General features: G+C 74.1%; 14 protein-coding genes. 11 read left to right on the top strand and 3 right to left on the bottom strand.

The features are described 5' to 3' along the window. Positions 1–85 precede the first annotated feature (85 nt). Together ACIGEZ_RS32695 and ACIGEZ_RS32700 are read right to left on the bottom strand one after the other, a co-directional pair. Complete coding sequence (locus tag ACIGEZ_RS32695; protein WP_399838549.1) at positions 86–565, bottom strand: SRPBCC family protein; 480 nt, start codon at positions 563–565, stop codon at positions 86–88. Continuing rightward, a complete protein-coding gene (locus ACIGEZ_RS32700; RefSeq protein ID WP_399838552.1) occupies positions 562–1,944 on the bottom strand; it encodes a diaminopimelate decarboxylase in 1,383 nt (460 codons plus the stop codon). The genes ACIGEZ_RS32695 and ACIGEZ_RS32700 overlap by 4 nt, the downstream gene beginning before the upstream one ends. A 102-nt stretch (positions 1,945–2,046) precedes the next feature. Between ACIGEZ_RS32700 and hutU the strand changes: the two genes are divergently transcribed. The 4 genes from hutU to hutI are packed head-to-tail and all read left to right on the top strand — an operon-like array spanning position 2,047 to position 7,539. Beyond that, the gene (hutU, locus tag ACIGEZ_RS32705) at positions 2,047–3,723 is read left to right on the top strand and encodes a urocanate hydratase (RefSeq protein WP_399838555.1); all 1,677 of its coding nucleotides are present in this window, start codon (positions 2,047–2,049) and stop codon (positions 3,721–3,723) included. Between the two features lie 17 nt (positions 3,724–3,740). Next, positions 3,741–4,943 (top strand): allantoate amidohydrolase, encoded by a 1,203-nt coding sequence (locus ACIGEZ_RS32710; protein WP_399838625.1) that lies wholly within the window; start codon positions 3,741–3,743, stop codon positions 4,941–4,943. Beyond that, entirely contained in the window at positions 4,934–6,274 is a 1,341-nt protein-coding gene (locus ACIGEZ_RS32715; RefSeq protein WP_399838557.1) for a formimidoylglutamate deiminase, read from the top strand. Before ACIGEZ_RS32710 ends, ACIGEZ_RS32715 begins: the two co-directional genes overlap by 10 nt. A gap of 17 nt (positions 6,275–6,291) precedes the next feature. Continuing rightward, entirely contained in the window at positions 6,292–7,539 is a 1,248-nt protein-coding gene (gene hutI, locus ACIGEZ_RS32720; protein WP_399838560.1) for an imidazolonepropionase, read from the top strand. 16 nt (positions 7,540–7,555) lie between these two features. Here the strand turns inward: hutI and ACIGEZ_RS32725 are convergent, their stop codons facing one another. Continuing rightward, complete coding sequence (locus ACIGEZ_RS32725; protein ID WP_399838563.1) at positions 7,556–7,870, bottom strand: hypothetical protein; 315 nt, start codon at positions 7,868–7,870, stop codon at positions 7,556–7,558. A 267-nt stretch (positions 7,871–8,137) separates the two neighbouring features. Between ACIGEZ_RS32725 and ACIGEZ_RS32730 the strand changes: the two genes are divergently transcribed. The 7 genes from ACIGEZ_RS32730 to ACIGEZ_RS32760 all read left to right on the top strand — a co-directional run bounded on the left by ACIGEZ_RS32730 (position 8,138) and on the right by ACIGEZ_RS32760 (position 16,346). Further along, a complete protein-coding gene (locus ACIGEZ_RS32730) occupies positions 8,138–9,142 on the top strand; it encodes a beta-propeller fold lactonase family protein (protein ID WP_399838566.1) in 1,005 nt (334 codons plus the stop codon). Positions 9,143–9,421: 279 nt separating this feature from the next. Then, the gene (locus ACIGEZ_RS32735; protein WP_399838569.1) at positions 9,422–10,453 is read left to right on the top strand and encodes a GNAT family N-acetyltransferase; all 1,032 of its coding nucleotides are present in this window, start codon (positions 9,422–9,424) and stop codon (positions 10,451–10,453) included. Further along, positions 10,450–11,949, top strand: a complete 1,500-nt coding sequence (locus ACIGEZ_RS32740) for a glycosyltransferase (RefSeq protein ID WP_399838572.1) — start codon at positions 10,450–10,452, stop codon at positions 11,947–11,949. Before ACIGEZ_RS32735 ends, ACIGEZ_RS32740 begins: the two co-directional genes overlap by 4 nt. Continuing rightward, positions 11,946–12,764: a polysaccharide deacetylase family protein gene (locus tag ACIGEZ_RS32745; protein WP_399838574.1), complete on the top strand. Its 819-nt coding sequence runs from the start codon at positions 11,946–11,948 to the stop codon at positions 12,762–12,764. The genes ACIGEZ_RS32740 and ACIGEZ_RS32745 overlap by 4 nt, the downstream gene beginning before the upstream one ends. Before the next feature lie 176 nt (positions 12,765–12,940). After that, the gene (locus tag ACIGEZ_RS32750; RefSeq protein WP_399838577.1) at positions 12,941–14,812 is read left to right on the top strand and encodes a hypothetical protein; all 1,872 of its coding nucleotides are present in this window, start codon (positions 12,941–12,943) and stop codon (positions 14,810–14,812) included. 11 nt (positions 14,813–14,823) lie between these two features. Continuing rightward, positions 14,824–15,294 (top strand): hypothetical protein, encoded by a 471-nt coding sequence (locus ACIGEZ_RS32755; protein WP_399838579.1) that lies wholly within the window; start codon positions 14,824–14,826, stop codon positions 15,292–15,294. After that, entirely contained in the window at positions 15,291–16,346 is a 1,056-nt protein-coding gene (locus tag ACIGEZ_RS32760; RefSeq protein WP_399838582.1) for a glycoside hydrolase family 26 protein, read from the top strand. Before ACIGEZ_RS32755 ends, ACIGEZ_RS32760 begins: the two co-directional genes overlap by 4 nt. The last annotated feature ends 29 nt before the right edge of the window (positions 16,347–16,375 follow it).

Genomic DNA, 16,375 nt, shown 5'->3' on the forward strand with positions numbered 1-16,375 from the left:
TACTCAACGTTGCGCCCGGGGGAAGGGGTTCTGGCATTTTCCAGGGGAATTTGTCAGGACGTGCGCGGCAGGCGTCCGAAAGTGCTCAGCGGCTGCTCTCCACCGCCGCGGCGATCTCCGTCAGGTCCTTCGCGAGCGCCCGCGCCACCGCCTTCGCCCCGAAGCGGCTGAGCAGCCGGGCCAGCAGGCCCGGGCTGCGGTCGTTCGCCGGGCGGGCCGTGAAGGTCATCCGCAGGGTGGTCGCCACGGCGCCGACCGCCGGGCCCTCGGGAACCAGGGTGATCTCGGAGACGTAGTGCATGCCGTGCGAGTCGGCCACGGTGACATAGCGCTCGGGCGGTTCGCAGACGGTCACGGTCATCTCCTCCGTGGCCTGCCTGCCCATCATCCGCCGGGTCTCGCGCCAGCGGGTGCCCACCGCGAAGCCGCCCTCGGTGAGCACCTCGACCTTCTCGACGCCGGAGAGCACCCGCGGCATGTTCCTGAGGTCGGTGATCGACTCCCAGACCCGCCCGGGCGACGCGGACACCCGGCGTTCGACGACCACGGAGGTGTTGGCTGTCATGTGCCCATGGGAACACCCGGGGCCGGCTCGCGCAGGAGCGCGTCGGGCCGCTGCCCGCCCGACTCGGCCACGATCTCGTCGAGGGTCTGGGCCCTGCGGACGGTCGCGAAGGAGACGGCGCCGTCGTCCGTCAGGGTGAATCCGTGGACGGCGGGCCGGGGCAGGCTGTTGTACGCGTAGTGGTGGGCGAAGTAGTACGCGCCGGTGTCCGGCACCGCCACCACGTCGTCCGGCCGCAGCAGCGGCAGCGTGCGCTCGGTGGCCAGCAGGTCCCCGGCGAAGCAGGCGGGCCCGGCGACGTCCTGGACGACCTCGTCCCCGCTCCGTGGCCTGCCATCGGCGTCGTACGCGAGGATCCGCAGCGGCCAGGACCCGGGGGCGTAGACGGTGCGGGTGGCGACCTGGACGCCGGCGTGGGTGACGGCGATCGGGCGGCCGCCGGAGGTCTTGGTGTACTCGACGCGGGCCAGGACCGTGCCGTGCTTGGCCAGCAGTGAGCGGCCGAACTCGGTGACCAGGGCGTAGCGCCCGTCGAGCAGGCCGGGGACGCTCGCGGCGAGCAGCTCCGCGTACGCGGCGTAGGTCGGGGTGTCCTCGTCGGAGGAGAAGTTGACCGGGAGGCCGCCGCCGATGTCGAGGGTGTCGATCTGCTGCCGGCCGACCTTGGTGTTGATCTCCTCGGCGAGGGCGTAGGCGGCGCCGACCCCTTCGGCCATCAGGGCGAGCGGGATGCCCTGGGAGCCGGTGTGGGTGTGCAGGCGGGTGAGCCAGGGGCGTTCGAGGTACGCGGTGACGACGGCGTCCCGGGCGCCCTCGTCGCGCAGCGCCACGCCGAACTTGGAGGTGGCGGTCGCGGTCGAGAGCGCCCCGATCGAACCGGCGCCGACCTGCGGGTTCACCCGCAGGCCCAGGGGTGAGGCGGTGGGTGCGGAGGCGACGAGGGCGTCGAGCCGGGCCAGTTCCTGGAGGTTGTCGGCGTTGACGGCGACGCCGAGCGCGAGGGCCTGGCGCAGTTCGGCGGGCGTCTTGGCGGGCGAGTCGAGGACGGTACGGGCCGGGGGCACGCCGGCGGCGCGGGCGAGCGCCAGCTCGCCGGGGCTCGCGACCTCGACGCCGAGCCCCGCCTCGTACAGCAGGCGCAGGACGGGTACGAGCGGGGCGGCCTTCACGGCGAAGGCGTGCAGCACGGGGGCGTCGGTGACGGCGGCGAAGGCGCTGGTCAGAGCGGCGGCGGAGGCGCGGATGCCGGCCGTGTCGAGGAGGGCGACGACGGGTTCGGCGGCGTTGAGGAGTCCTTGTTCGACGGCGGCGCGGACGGCGTGGTCGCGTGCCTGTTCCCGGCGGTTCGGTCCGGGGTCTGGTCCGAGGGGGGAGGCCATGGATCCATCCCACCACCGGGTGGCAGGGCGCCGCAGCTGTTGACTACAACTATTCAGCGCGCCAGGATGTGAATATCTGAATCACATTCGAGGAGGCACGCCATGTCAGGACCCCGCCCCGTACGGGCCCCGCGCGGTACGGAACTGAGCGCCCTGGGATGGCAGCAGGAAGCCGCCCTCCGGATGCTGCAGAACAACCTCGACCCCGAGGTCGCCGAGCACCCCGACAAGCTCGTCGTCTACGGCGGCACCGGCAAGGCCGCCCGCGACTGGCGCTCCTTCGACGCCATGGTGCGCACCCTGCGCACCCTCAAGCAGGACGAGACCATGCTGGTCCAGTCCGGCCGCCCGGTCGGCGTCATGCAGACCCACGAGTGGGCCCCGCGCGTCCTCATCGCCAACTCCAACCTGGTCGGCGACTGGGCCAACTGGGAGGAGTTCCGCCGCCTGGAGGCCCTCGGCCTCACCATGTACGGCCAGATGACGGCCGGCTCCTGGATCTACATCGGCACCCAGGGCATCCTCCAGGGCACGTACGAGACCTTCGCCGCCGTCGCCGCGAAGAAGTTCGACGGCACCCTGGCCGGCACCATCACCCTCACCGCCGGCCTCGGCGGCATGGGCGGCGCCCAGCCGCTCGCCGTGACGATGAACGACGGCGTCGCGATCTGCATCGACGTCGACCCGCGCGCCATCGAGCGCCGCATCGAGCACCGCTACCTGGACGTCAAGGCCGACGACCTGCGGCACGCGCTGCAGCTCGCGGTGGAGGCGCGCGACGCCCGCAGGCCGCTCTCCATCGGCCTCCTCGGCAACGCCGCCGAGCTGCTCCCGCAGATGCTGGCCGAGGGCGCGCCCATCGACATCGTGACCGACCAGACCTCGGCCCACGACCCGCTCTCGTACCTGCCCGTCGGCGTCGACTTCGACGACATGGCGACGTACGCGGCGAAGGACCCGGCCGGCTTCACCACCCGCGCCCGCGAGTCGATGGCCAAGCACGTCGAGGCCATGGTCGGCTTCATGGACGCCGGCGCCGAGGTCTTCGACTACGGCAACTCCATCCGCGGCGAGGCCCAGCTGGCCGGCTACGACCGCGCCTTCGCCTTCCCCGGCTTCGTCCCCGCCTACATCCGCCCGCTCTTCTGCGAGGGCAAGGGCCCGTTCCGCTGGGCGGCGCTTTCCGGCGAGGCCTCCGACATCCACAAGACGGACAAGGCGATCCTGGAGCTCTTCCCGGAGAACGAGTCCCTCCACCGCTGGATCAAGATGGCGGGGGAGCGGGTGCACTTCCAGGGCCTCCCGGCCCGCATCTGCTGGCTCGGCCAGGGCGAGCGCGACAAGGCCGGCGACATGTTCAACGACATGGTCGGCAACGGCACCCTCGCCGCGCCCCTCGCGATCGGCCGCGACCACCTCGACTGCGGCTCGGTGGCCTCCCCGTACCGCGAGACCGAGGCCATGCTCGACGGCTCCGACGCGATCGCCGACTGGCCGCTCCTCAACGCCATGGTGAACGTCGCCTCCGGCGCGTCCTGGGTGTCGATCCACCACGGCGGCGGCGTCGGCATGGGCCGCTCCATCCACGCCGGCCAGGTCACGGTGGCCGACGGCACGGCGCTCGCCGGCGAGAAGATCCGCCGCGTGCTGACGAACGACCCCGGCATGGGCGTCATCCGCCACGTCGACGCGGGCTACGACATCGCGGAGCGCGTCGCCGACGAGAAGGGCGTCCGCGTCCCGATGCGCGAGGGCGACGCCGAGGAAGGCTCGGCGTGAGCCAGTCCTTCCACGCCATGTGGACGTCGCTGCGGCCCATCGGCCGCAGCGACGCCACCGGCGGCTACCGCCGCTACGCCTGGACCGGCGCCGACGCCGACTGCCGGCTCTGGTTCCGCATGCAGGCGGAGGCCCGCCGCCTCGACGTCGAGACCGACCGCAACGGCAACCAGTGGGCCTGGCTCGGCGACCCGACCGCCGGTGACGCCGTCGTCACCGGCTCGCACCTCGACTCCGTACCCGACGGCGGCGCCTTCGACGGCCCCCTCGGCGTGGTGTCCGCCTTCGCCGCCCTCGACGAACTCCGCGCCCGGGGCGTCTCGTTCCGGCGCCCGCTCGCCATCGTCAACTTCGGCGACGAGGAGGGCGCCCGCTTCGGGCTCGCCTGCGTCGGCTCCCGCCTCACCGCAGGGCAGTTGACCAAGGAGAAGGCGTTCGAGCTGCGCGACGCCGACGGGATCAGCCTCCCGCAGGCCATGGCGGCCGCCGGGTACGACCCCGAGGCCATCGGGCCCGACCCCGAGCGGCTCGCCCGGATCGGCGCCTTCGTCGAACTGCACGTCGAGCAGGGCCGCGCCCTGGACCTGTCCGGCGACGCCGTCGGTCTCGCCTCCGCCATCTGGCCGCACGGCCGCTGGCGGTACGACTTCCGCGGCGAGGCCAACCACGCCGGCACCACCCGTGTCGCCGACCGGCGCGACCCGATGCTGCCGTACGCGGAGACGGTCCTCGCCGCCCGCCGCGAGGCCGAACTCGCCGGCGCCGTCGCCACCTTCGGCAAGATCGCGGTCGAGCCGAACGGCGTCAACGCCATCCCGTCGCTGGTCCGCGGCTGGCTCGACGCCCGCGCCGCCGACGAGGCCACGCTCACCGAGGTCATCGGCGGCATCCGGCAGGCGGCCACCGAGCACGCCGAGCGGCACGGCGTCGAGCTGGGCGTCACCCGGGAGTCCTTCACCCCGGTCGTCGAGTTCGAGCACGCGCTGCGCGACGAGATGAGCCGCATCCTGGGCGAGACGGCCGGCCTCAAGGTCCCCGTCCTCGGCACGGGCGCGGGACACGACGCCGGAATCCTGTCCGGGTCGATCCCGACCGCCATGCTGTTCGTACGCAATCCCACGGGCGTCTCGCACTCCCCGGCCGAGTTCGCGGCCGAGGACGACTGCGTCGCGGGCGTCCGCGCACTCGCCGACGTACTGGAGGGCCTGGCGTGCCGCTGACCGTGACCTATTGGCTGGAGCACGCCTGGCTCGACCCGAACGTCGAGCCGGGCGTGGCCCTGGAGGTGGCGGACGGCCGGATCGCCGCCGTACGGACGGGTGTCGGGGCACCCCCGCCCGGCGCCGTCGTCCTGCGCGGCCTGACGGTCCCCGGCCTCGCCAACGCCCACTCGCACGCCTTCCACCGCGCCCTGCGCGGCACCGTGCAGGTGGGCTCCGGCACCTTCTGGACCTGGCGCGAGACCATGTACACGGTCGCCCAGCGGCTCACGCCGGACAGCTACTTCGCGCTCGCCCGCGCCGTGTACGCGGAGATGGCGCTCGCCGGCATCACCGCCGTCGGGGAGTTCCACTACCTCCACCACGCGCCCGGCGGCACGCCGTACGCCGACCCCAACGCCATGGGCGAGGCCCTGATCGCCGCGGCCGCCGAGGCAGGCATCCGGATCACCCTCCTCGACACCGCGTACCTCTCCTCCGGCTTCGGCGCCGCCCCCGACCACCACCAGCTCCGCTTCACCGACGGCACCGCCGAGGCGTGGGCCGAGCGCGCGTCGGCGCTCAAGGAGCGGGACGGCGTGCGCATCGGCGCGGCGATCCACTCCGTACGGGCCGTCCCGGCCGACCAGCTGGCGACGGTGGCCGGATGGGCTCAGCACAGGGAGGCCCCCCTCCACGTCCACCTCTCGGAGCAGACCGCCGAGAACGAGGCCTGCCTGTCCACCCACGGCCGCACCCCGACGCAGCTCCTCGCGGACCACGGGGTGCTGGGCGAGCGGACGACGGGCGTCCACAACACGCACATGACCGACGCCGACATCGCGCTGATCGGCTCGACGTCCACCGGCACCTGCATGTGCCCCACCACCGAACGCGACCTCGCCGACGGCATCGGCCCGGCCGTCGCCCTCCAGCGCGCGGGCTCCCCGCTCTCGCTGGGCAGCGACAGCCACGCCGTCATCGACCTCCTGGAGGAGGCGCGGGCGATGGAGCTGAACGAGCGCCTGCGGACCCGCACCCGCGGCCACTGGACGGCGGCGGCGCTGCTGCGGGCGGCGACGGCCGACGGTCACGCGGCCCTGGGCTGGGCGGACGCGGGCACGCTGGAGGCGGGCGCGCTGGCCGACTTCACGACCCTCGCCCTGGACTCGGTCAGGACAGCGGGACCGGTGCCGCGTCTGGCAGCTGAGACAGCGGTATTCGCAGCGTCGGCCGCGGACGTCCGGCACACGATCGTGGGCGGCCGCCATGTCGTACGGGACGGGGCGCACGCGACCGTACCCGACGTGGCCGCTGCCCTAGCGGACTCGATCGCCGCCGTGCGCGGCTGAAGGAGACACCTCTCACCATGAACACCGGCCCCGCGGCGACGAACAACCAGCCGGCGACCTCCGCCCCCACGAGCGCGAACAGCGCCGTGGCGACGACCGCCACCGCCATCGTCAACATCGCCAGCCTCGTCACCAACGATCCTTCCCTCGGTGATGGTTCCGCCCTGGGTCTGATCCGGGACGCGGCCGTCGTCATGGACGGCGACCGCGTCGTCTGGGTCGGTGAATCAAGCAAAGCACCGGCCACTGACAACCGGGTCGACGCGGGCGGCCGGGCGGTGCTCCCCGGCTTCGTGGACTCGCACTCGCACCTCGTCTTCGCGGGCGACCGCACGGCCGAGTTCAACGCGCGGATGTCGGGCCAGGCGTACGCGGCGGGCGGCATCCGCACGACGGTGGCGGCGACGCGCGCGGCGACGGACGCCGAGCTGTCGGCGAACGTCGCCCGCTTCATGCGCGAGGCCCTGCGCCAGGGCACCACCACCTTCGAGACCAAGTCCGGCTACGGCCTGACGGTCGAGGACGAGGCCCGCGCACTGCGCATCGCCGCCGAGCACACGGACGAGGTGACGTACCTCGGCGCGCACATCGTCTCGCCGGACTACGCCGACGACCCGGCCGCGTACGTGGACCTGGTGACCGGCGAGATGCTGGACGCCTGCGCCCCGTACGCCCGTTGGGTCGACGTCTTCTGCGAGAAGGGCGCCTTCGACGGCGACCAGGCCCGCGCGATCCTGACCGCGGGCCGGGCGAAGGGCCTCCTGCCGCGCGTCCACGCCAACCAGCTGTCGTACGGCCCCGGCGTCCGGCTCGCGGTCGAGCTGGACGCGGCGAGCGCGGACCACTGCACGCACCTGACGGACGCGGACGTGGACGCCCTGTCCTCCGGGAACACCGTCGCCACCCTCCTCCCGGGCGCGGAGTTCTCCACCCGGGCGGAGTGGCCGAACGCCCGCCGCCTCCTGGACGCGGGCGTGACGGTGGCCCTGTCGACGGACTGCAACCCGGGCTCGTCCTTCACGTCCTCGGTCCCGTTCTGCATCGCGCTGGCGGTCCGCGACATGCGCATGACGCCGGACGAGGCCGTCTGGTCCGCCACGGCCGGCGGTGCGGCGGCCCTCCGACGCACCGACGTGGGCCGCGTGACCCCCGGCGCCCGAGCGGACCTGACCCTCCTCGACGCCCCGTCCCACGTACACCTGGCGTACCGCCCGGGCGTGCCGCTGGTGGCGGGAGTGTGGCGGAAGGGCGTCCGCACGGTCTGAGCGGGGCGGAGGCGGGTCATCCGCTCCAGGGGATGCCCCGCCACTCGACCGGCTTCTTGAGCGAGGAGCCCAGCGAGGAGCAGTAGGCGTACGAGGTGGTCCCGGACGCGGCGAGCGCGCCCTGCGCCGTCCGGCCGTTCTTGCACTTCGCGGCACCGACGAAGGTGCCGCCGTAGCACTTGACGCCTGCGGTGTTCGCGTCCGACCACGCCAGGCTGCAGGACAGCGCCCGCGGCCCGGCCGGCGCCGCCGATGCGGCACCACCGCTGGTGGCCAGCCCGGCCCCGGCGAGCGCCACGGCCGCGAACACACTCGCTAAGACACGCTTCATGAGCAATCCCCTTCGGATGGGTGGAGTGGCCGCCGGAATCTCCCGACCGGCCGTCAGGAGTCTCGGCCGCGGGCCCCGGGCGAGCAAGACCCGAACTGTCCGGGACAGCCCCACCCCGTGTCCCGGACAAGGCCCCGCCGTTGGACTCGGTCGTTGACCGGGTCGCCGTGTCACCCCGACTCCGGTTGCAGGTGGGGACGGAAGGGCCATGCTGGGAAGGGGGAGTGGCCATGGTGCGTGTGAGGTGCCACGGACAGGAGGGACGCGATGCGCACCCTCGACTTCCGCCGCCCGGTGCGGTTCGGGCTGGCCGTGCTGCTCGCTCTGGCCGGGGTGCTGGTGTCGCCGGTGGCGGCCGGGCCGGTCGGGGCTGCGACGGAGCCCGGGGTCACCTCTGTCGACCGTCGGCCGCTGGGTATCGCGGTGACGCCCGACGGCAGCCACGCCTACGTCGCCAACTCCGACTGGTCCACGGTGTCGGTGATCGACACGAGCACCGACAAGGTGATCCACAAAGTCCGCGGTTTGAGCGACCCTGCCGCGGTCGCGGTCACTCCCGACGGCCGGCGCCTGTACGTCACCGATTCCGGGGCGGACTCCGTGGTCGTGATCGACACGGCGACGAACGTCATCCTGTCCCGGGTCTACGTCGGCCAGGTGCCGATGGGGGTGGCGATCACTCCCGACGGCCGGCGCGTCTACGTCACCAACGCAGCCTCGGACTCGGTGTCCGTGATCGACACCGACACCGACAAGGTCGCCGGCGACCCCATCCGCGTCGGCAGCACGCCGATCGACCTGGCGTTCACCCCTGACGGCCGCCGCGCCTACGTGGTCAACTCCGGCTACGGATCCCCCACCCCCGTCTCGGTCATCGACACGGCCACGAACAAGGTGACCCCCCTGCACGTCCCCATCGGCAACTTCCCGTACGCGGTGGCGGTGACGCCCGACGGGCGGCGTGCCTACGTCACCGATCAGAACGGCACCGTGTCCGTACTCGACACGAAGACCGGCAAGCTGCTGGGCGCCCCCATCCTGGTCGGCTGGAAACCGGCCGACGTCGCCGTGACCGCGGACGGGCGCCGCGTGTACGTGGCCACGGGCCAGGACGAAACGCCCGTGTACGTCATCGACACGAGCACCGACAAGGCGACGACCGTCCCTCTCCCCCTCCACAGCCCCACGGCCCGCATCACCCTGACCCCCGACGGCCACCAGGCGTACGTGACGCTGCCGTGCTGCGGCGCGGTGTACAGGTTCGCCATCTGAGCCGGCTTGCCCCGTACCGCCGTACCGCCGTACCGCCGTACGGCCCCACGCGGCCCGGCGGCGCGCCCCGGAGGCGTACTCATCCAGCACACCCGCACCCCCCATCGCCCCCCGCCCCATCCACGTCAACGAGCCCTGTCCTCAGGGGATTTCGCCCGGTAACGTCCTTCACCGGCAGAACTCAGGGGGGAAGACCGGGGGGTCGAGTTGAGCGCTGTCCCTGCACAGGTTCATGTCCGGATCGTCAGGCCGGGGGAGCTGACGGAGCAGGAGACGGACGTGTGGCGCGAGCTTCGCGCCACGTCCGGCGCTCCGCGCAACCCCTTCATGGAACCCGAGTTCACCCGGGCCGTCGCCGAAGTGCGGCCTCGCGCGCGCGTGGCCGTCCTGTACACACGGCACGAGCCCGCCGGCTTCTTCCCCTACGAGAAGGGGCCTTTCGGCCACGGCCGGGCCATCGGCCTCGGGGTGTCCGACAGTCAAGGCGTCGTCCTCCGCCCCGGACTGCGCCCGCCCGCGCGGTGGTTGCTGCGCGTCTGCGGGCTCTCCGCCTGGGAGTTCGACAACCTGGAGGAGGGCCAGCACACCTTCCACCCCTCCGCCGCCGAACGCTTCGCCTCGCCCGTGATCGACCTCGCCGACGGCTACGCCGCGTACGAGGACGGGCTGCGCGTCCGGTCGCCGAAATTCCTGAAGACCACCCTCGCCAAGGAACGGCGGCTGGGCCGGCAACAGGCCGGCGAGGTGCGCTTCGTCTTCGACGAGCGCGAACCGGCCGCCCTGCGCACCCTCATGGCGTGGAAGTCGGCCCAGTACCGCAGGACCGGCCGCCGCGACCGTTTCGCCCAGACGTGGATCAGCACCCTGGTCCAGCGACTCCACGCGCTGCGCGCGCCGGGCTGCTCCGGGGTGCTGTCCGTGCTGTACGTGGGGGAGCGGCCGGTCGCCGCCCACTTCGGGCTGCGCTCCCGCACCGTCCTGTCCTGCTGGTTCCCGGCGTACGACCCCGAGTTCGCCCGGTACTCGCCGGGCCTGGTCCTCCACCTGCGCATGGCGGCGGCGGCGGCCGGGGCGGGCATCGGACTCCTCGACCTGGGGCGGGGCGACGCCGAGTACAAGGACGGCCTCAAGACGGGGGAGCTCACGGTGTACGAGGGCTCCGCCCTCCGCCCCGGCCCGGCCGCCGCCCTGTACTGGCTCTCCCGCGAGCCCCACCGCCGCGCCCACAGCTTCGTCCGCGCCCGCCCGGCGCTCGCGGCCCACGGCCGGCGCGCCCTGAACGGGCTGGCCCGCCTGAGGGGGCACGCATGACCGCGCGCCCGCCCACGTCCATCACGGTCGCGGACCTGGACCTCGCCTCACCCGACGGCCCGGTTCTCTCGTTACGCCCCGCGCCCGGCGGTCCTCCCGTCGCCGCGCCTGGTGCCGTCTACGCCCTCGTACGGCTCAGGGGCCGGCCGGTCGCCACCGTCCTCCACCGGCTGGAGGAGGACGACCGGGACCCGGCCGAGGCGTTACGGCTCGCGGTACGCGACAGGCTGACCGAGGCGGAGGGAGAGGCGGAGGCGGAGGCGGGGGCGGGGGCGGAGGCGCAGGGCGAGGCCGGGCCCGGACCCGGTGCCGGAGCCGGGCCCGGAGCCGGGCCCGCAGCCGGGCCCGCAGTCGGTTCCGGCGCAGGCCCTGGCGCCGGATCCCGCCCCGCACCCGCACCCGCACCGCACGCGGACCCCCCGCCCGCCCCCACCGCCCCACCCCGCACCACCACCGTCATCGCCACCCGCGACCGCGCCGGCCGTCTGGTCCGCGCGCTCGACTCGCTCCTCGCCCAGGACCACCCCGACCACGACGTCCTCGTCGTCGACAACGCGCCCCGCACCCCCGACACCCGCACCCTGGTGCAGAGTTACGGCGGCCGCGTCCGCTACGTCCGCGAGGACACGCCCGGTCTCGCCACCGCCCACAACACCGGGCTGCGCCACACCGACGCGCCCGTCGTGGCCTTCACCGACGACGACGTGGTGGCCGACCCGGCCTGGCTGTCGACGCTCACCGCGCCGTTCGCGGCCGACCCGTTCCTCGGCTGCACCACCGGCCTCATCCTGCCCGCCCGCCTCGGCACCCCCGCCCAGATCCTGCTCGAATCCCACGGGGGCTTCGCCAAGGGCTTCACCCCGCGCCTGTACGACCCGCTGCGCCCGCCCCCCGCCGAACCGCTCTTCCCGTTCGCCGCGGGCAGCTTCGGCTCGGGCGCCAACATGGCCTTCCGCGCGGACGCGCTGCGCGCGGTCGGCGGCTTCGACCCGGCGACGGGGACCGGTACCGCGGCCCGCGGCGGCGACGACCTGTACGCCTTCGTCGCCGTCCTCGCCGCCGGCTTCCGGCTGCGCTACACGCCCGGTGCCCTCGTCTGGCACCACCACCGCGAGACCTGGCAGGACCTGCGGAACCAGGCGTACGGCTACGGCGCCGGCCTCACCGCGTACCTCACCGCCACCCTCGTCCGCCGCCCCGGCCTGCTCCCCGCCCTCCTCACCCGGCTGCCCCGCGGCCTCGCCCACGCCCGGGCGATGACCGCGCCCCGCCCGCACACGACACCCGGCACCCTGTCGGGCCACCACCCGTGGCCCCGCGCCCTCTCCCGCCTGGAACGCCGCGGGATGCTGTACGGCCCCGTCGGCTACGCGACGGCCCGCCTGTCCGGCTCCGCGCCCCTGTCCCGCCTGGCCGCCCTGATCCGCCCGGCCGACCGGATGCGCCCGGCCCCGCTGACCGGCGCCCTCCCCCCGCCACCGGGGAGGGCGCGATGACGGCCCACGCGGTGGCTGTTCCCGCCGCCCCCGTACCCGTGCTGCTCTACCACGCCGTGATGGCCGACCCACCCGCCTGGATCGCCGAGTTCACCGTCACGCCACGCCGGTTCGTGGCCCAGCTCGATGCCATCGCCGCCTCCGGCCGTACCCCCGTCACCATCGGAGCCCTCGCCGCGCACCTCGCCGGCGGTGCCCCGCTGCCGCCCCGCCCCGTCGTCCTCACCTTCGACGACGGCTTCGCCGACCTGCCGGGCCCCACCGCCCAGGCGCTCGCCGAGCGCGGAATGGCCGCCACCGCGTACCTCACCACCGGTGCGCTCGGCCCCTCCCCGCACTCCCTGCTGCCGCCCGCACCGATGATGACCCGGGCCCAGGTCCCGCTCCTGGAGCAGTACGGGATGGAGGTCGGCGCTCACACCGTCAGCCACCCGCAGCTCGACACCCTGCGGCCGGGGGCGCTGCGGCGCGAGCTGCGAGAGGCCAAGGTCGTCCTGGAGGACCTGCTCGGGCACGAGGTACGGCACCTCGCCTACCCGCACGGCTACAACAGCCCCGCCGTCCGCCGGGCCGCCGCGGCCGCCGGGTACGCCTCGGCCGTCGCCGTCCGGCACGCGCTCAGCTCCCGGCGCGACGAGCCGTACCGCATCGCACGGCTCATCCTGCGTCGCGGCCACACCGTGGCCGACGTCGAGCAGTGGATGGCCGGGCGGGGCGCCAGGACGGCGCCGTACCCGGACTCGCTGCCGACCATCGGCTGGCGCACGTACCGGCGGGCCCGCGCGCTGATGCGTGGGCCGGAGTTCGCGGGATAGGGGGGCTGATGACGGAGCCGATGCGGTGGGCGGAGGCGCGGCCGGCGAGCGGGGCCGTGGGCGGGACGGCGAGTGGGGCCGTGGGCGGGACGGCGAGTGGGGCTGTGGGCGGGACGGCGAGTGGGGCTGTGGGCGGGACGGCGAGTGGGGCCGTGGGCGGGACGGCGAGTGGGGCCGTGCGTCGGGCCACGAGCGGCGCCGCCAGTCCGACCGCCCCCAGCACGCCCCGCCCCGGCCGCCTCCTGCCCCGCTTCCTCCTCGACATCCTCCCCCTCCTCCTCGCCACCGCCCTCTGGCTGTACGCCCTCCCCCGCATCCGCTTCCGCGACATCGGCGACTACGGACTCCTCGACCGCTTCCCCCTCGCGTACTACGCCGCCCTCGCCGTCCTGACCTGCGGCTTCGTCCTCGTCGTCCGGCGGGCGGACCGTACCCCCGGCTGGCCCGCCCTCTACAGCGCCGCCATGCTCGTCGCCCTCAAGGCGCCGCCCGCCGTCCTCTACGACACGGTCCGATACGCCTGGGCGTCCAAGCACGACGCCGTCATCACCCGGCTCCTGGCCGAGGGCACCGTCCACCCGCGCGGGACGCTGTCCGGCGGCATGTCCGCGTACGACCAGTGGCCCGGGTTCTTCTCGCTCGACGCTGCCCTCGTCCGTGCCCTCGGTGTCGACGGCGCGGCGTCGTTCGCGAACTGGGCGCCGGTCGCGTTCGGGCTGCTCATGCTGCCCGTACTGGTGATGACCTACCGCACGTTCACGGACGACGCGCGGCTCGTGTGGACCGGGGTGTGGATCTTCCAGCTGGCCAACTGGGTCGGCCAGGACTACCTCTCCCCGCAGGGCTTCGCGTACCTCCTCCACCTCGCCGTCCTCGCCGTCGTCCTGCGCCACTTCGTCCGCCCCGGCAGTGCGGGGCGCCTCGCCGAACCGGACGCGCACGAACCGGCGGCGGCGCCGGCGCCGGCGGGAACTCCCCGTGCGAGCCGGGCGATGCTCGTCCTGCTGCTCGTCCCGCTCATCGCCGCCGTCAACGCGTCCCACCAGCTCACGCCGGTGATGCTCTGCGCGACGCTCCTCGCGCTCTGCCTGACCCGCCGCTACCGCAACCTCGGGCTGCTGGCCGTCGCCGTCGGCATCATGCTGGCGTGGGACCTGACCATGGGGCGGGTGCTCTTCCTCGACACCCTGGGCACGCTGAAGGACTCCGCGGGAGACCTGCTCGCCAACTCCCGTGCGGGCTACGCCGGTGAGCCCACCGGCCCAGGTCCCGAACTGGTCGGCACCGCCAACACCCTGATGGTGCTGCTCCTCGCGGTCCTGACCGGCACGGCGGTGCTGCTGCGGCGCCGGCTGGCGCGCAGCGCGCTGCCCCTGCTGCTGGCGGCGGCGGCGCCCCTGCCGATGTTCGCAGTGAACGACTACGGCGGCGAAATGCTCTTCCGCGTCTACCTGTTCGGGCTGCCCGGCACGGCGTTCTTCGCTGCGGCGGCACTGGTTCCGGCGAGCGAGGCCGCTCGGGGCGGCCGGGCCGCCATGGCCGGCCGGCCGCGCCACGCCGCCCGGGTCTCCGCCGTGGCCCTGCCCCTCGTCCTCGTCGCACTGCTGGCCGGCTTCCTTCCCTCGTACTACGGCAAGGAGGGCATGCACTACGCCCCGCCGGCCGAACTCGCCCTCACCCGCCGCGCCTACGACCGGGCGCCGGACGGCGCGCTGATCCTGGCCACGACGGGCTCGTTCCCGGGCGCGTACTACCGCTACGACCACTACGAGCGCTGGTTCTTCACCGAACAGGACGTCCCCGAGAACCTCCGCATGCTCAAGGACCCGGCCGGCTACCTGGCCGCCGGCATCCCCCCGGGCCGCCCCGCGTACGTGATCCTCACCCCCACCCAGGAGAAGGCCGTCATCGGCGAGGGCTACCTGCCGCCGGGCGGCTTCGCCCGCCTGCGCGCCTCGCTGAAGGCCTCGCCACGTTTCCGCGTCGTGGAGGAGACCCCCCACGGCCTGGTCCTCCAGTACGTCCCACCACCCCCCAGCCGCCCCTGACGAGGAGCCCCATGAACCACCCGCCCCGCCAGGACGCGGACCACACCCGGACGACGGGCTCCGCCGCGGCATCCGCCCCCGACGCCGTCGCCGCCGTCGCCCCCGGTCGCAGGCGCGTTCTCAGAACGGCCCTCGCCGCCTCCGGCTGGGTCGCGCTCGCCGCCGCCCTCGTGCTGCCCGGCGGCTCGCCCTTGCGCTGGGTCCCGGTGCTCGCCTTCGTGGCCTTCTGCCCCGGGCTCGCGCTGCTCCTGCCCTTCGCGGCCGCTCCACGCCGCCCCGCGCCCGCGCTGTCCGCGCCCGGACACGCGCCCGCCCCCGCCCTCTCCGCCCCCGCCCTCTCCGCCCCCCTGAGCCTCTCCCTCGCCGCCCTCACCGCCACCGCCCTCCACCTCGCCGACGCGTTCTCCACGGTCGCCTTCCTCGGGGCCCTCGCGCTGCTCACCACCGGTGCCGCCGCCTTACCCGGGCGGCGCAGGGAATGAGCCGAATACGGACCATCCTCGCGCTCGCCGCGGTCATCGCGGTGTTCGCGGCCGCCCTGGTCGCCACGGACGCCGTACGGAAGGACGACGGCGGCCGGTGCGGCCGGACCACCCCCGCGCTCGTCCCGCAGTGCGGCGCCTGGTGGGGGGCGTACGTCCCGTACGACGACGAAGGCTCGCTCACCGCCCCCGTGTACGCCTTCGAGGAGAAGATCGGGCGCCGGCTCGACCTCGTCTACACGTACCACGACATGTCCGGCAACAAGGTCGACGGCGAGCTCCTCACCCCCGACGAGCTGGAGCTCGGCCGGGACCGGATGCTCATGATCGCCTGGGAGTCGACCGTATGGACCCGGCCGCATCACGCCGGGTGGACCGAACGGCAGCTCGGCTGGCGGAACATCGCGTCCGGGAAGTACGACGCGTCCGTCATCGACCCGCAGGCCCGCCGCCTCAAGGCGTACGGCAAGCGGGTGTTCTTCTCCTTCGACCAGGAGACGGACATGCGGACAAGGGAGGGCGCCGGCAGCCCCGAGGAGTTCGTGGCCGCCTACCGCCATCTCCACGAACGCTTCGAGCGGTTGGGCGTCGACAACGTCGTCTGGGTGTGGACCGTCTCCGGCTACCTCGGCAACGGCAACGCCGACCGCATGCGGGCCCTCTACCCCGGCGACGCCTACGTCGACTGGATCGGCATGGACCAGTACAACTACTACCTCTGCCACCGCTCGCCCACCTGGCTGGACTTCGCGGCCAGCCAGCGGCCCGCCTACGAGTGGATCCGCACCCGCGTCTCCGCCGACAAGCCGGTCATGCTCGCCGAGTTCGCCACCGCCCCCGATCCGCGCGACCCCGCGCGCAAACGGGAGTGGTACGCCGAGATCCCCCGGGTCGCCGCGAGCGACCTGCCCGGCGTCCGCGCGTACGTGCACTGGAACCGTGCCGTGCCCGGTCCCGGCTGCGACCTCACCGTGGACTCGGGTCCCGGCCTCGAGGGGTACCGCACGGCCGGCCGGGCTCCGTACTTCCACCAGCCCCTGCCCCGCCGCTGACCGCCGACCCCAGCGCCGCGCGCATCGGC

Origin of the sequence: Streptomyces sp. NPDC085481 (assembly GCF_044541845.1) — a bacterium.
Taxonomy (GTDB): Bacteria; Actinomycetota; Actinomycetes; order Streptomycetales; family Streptomycetaceae; genus Streptomyces.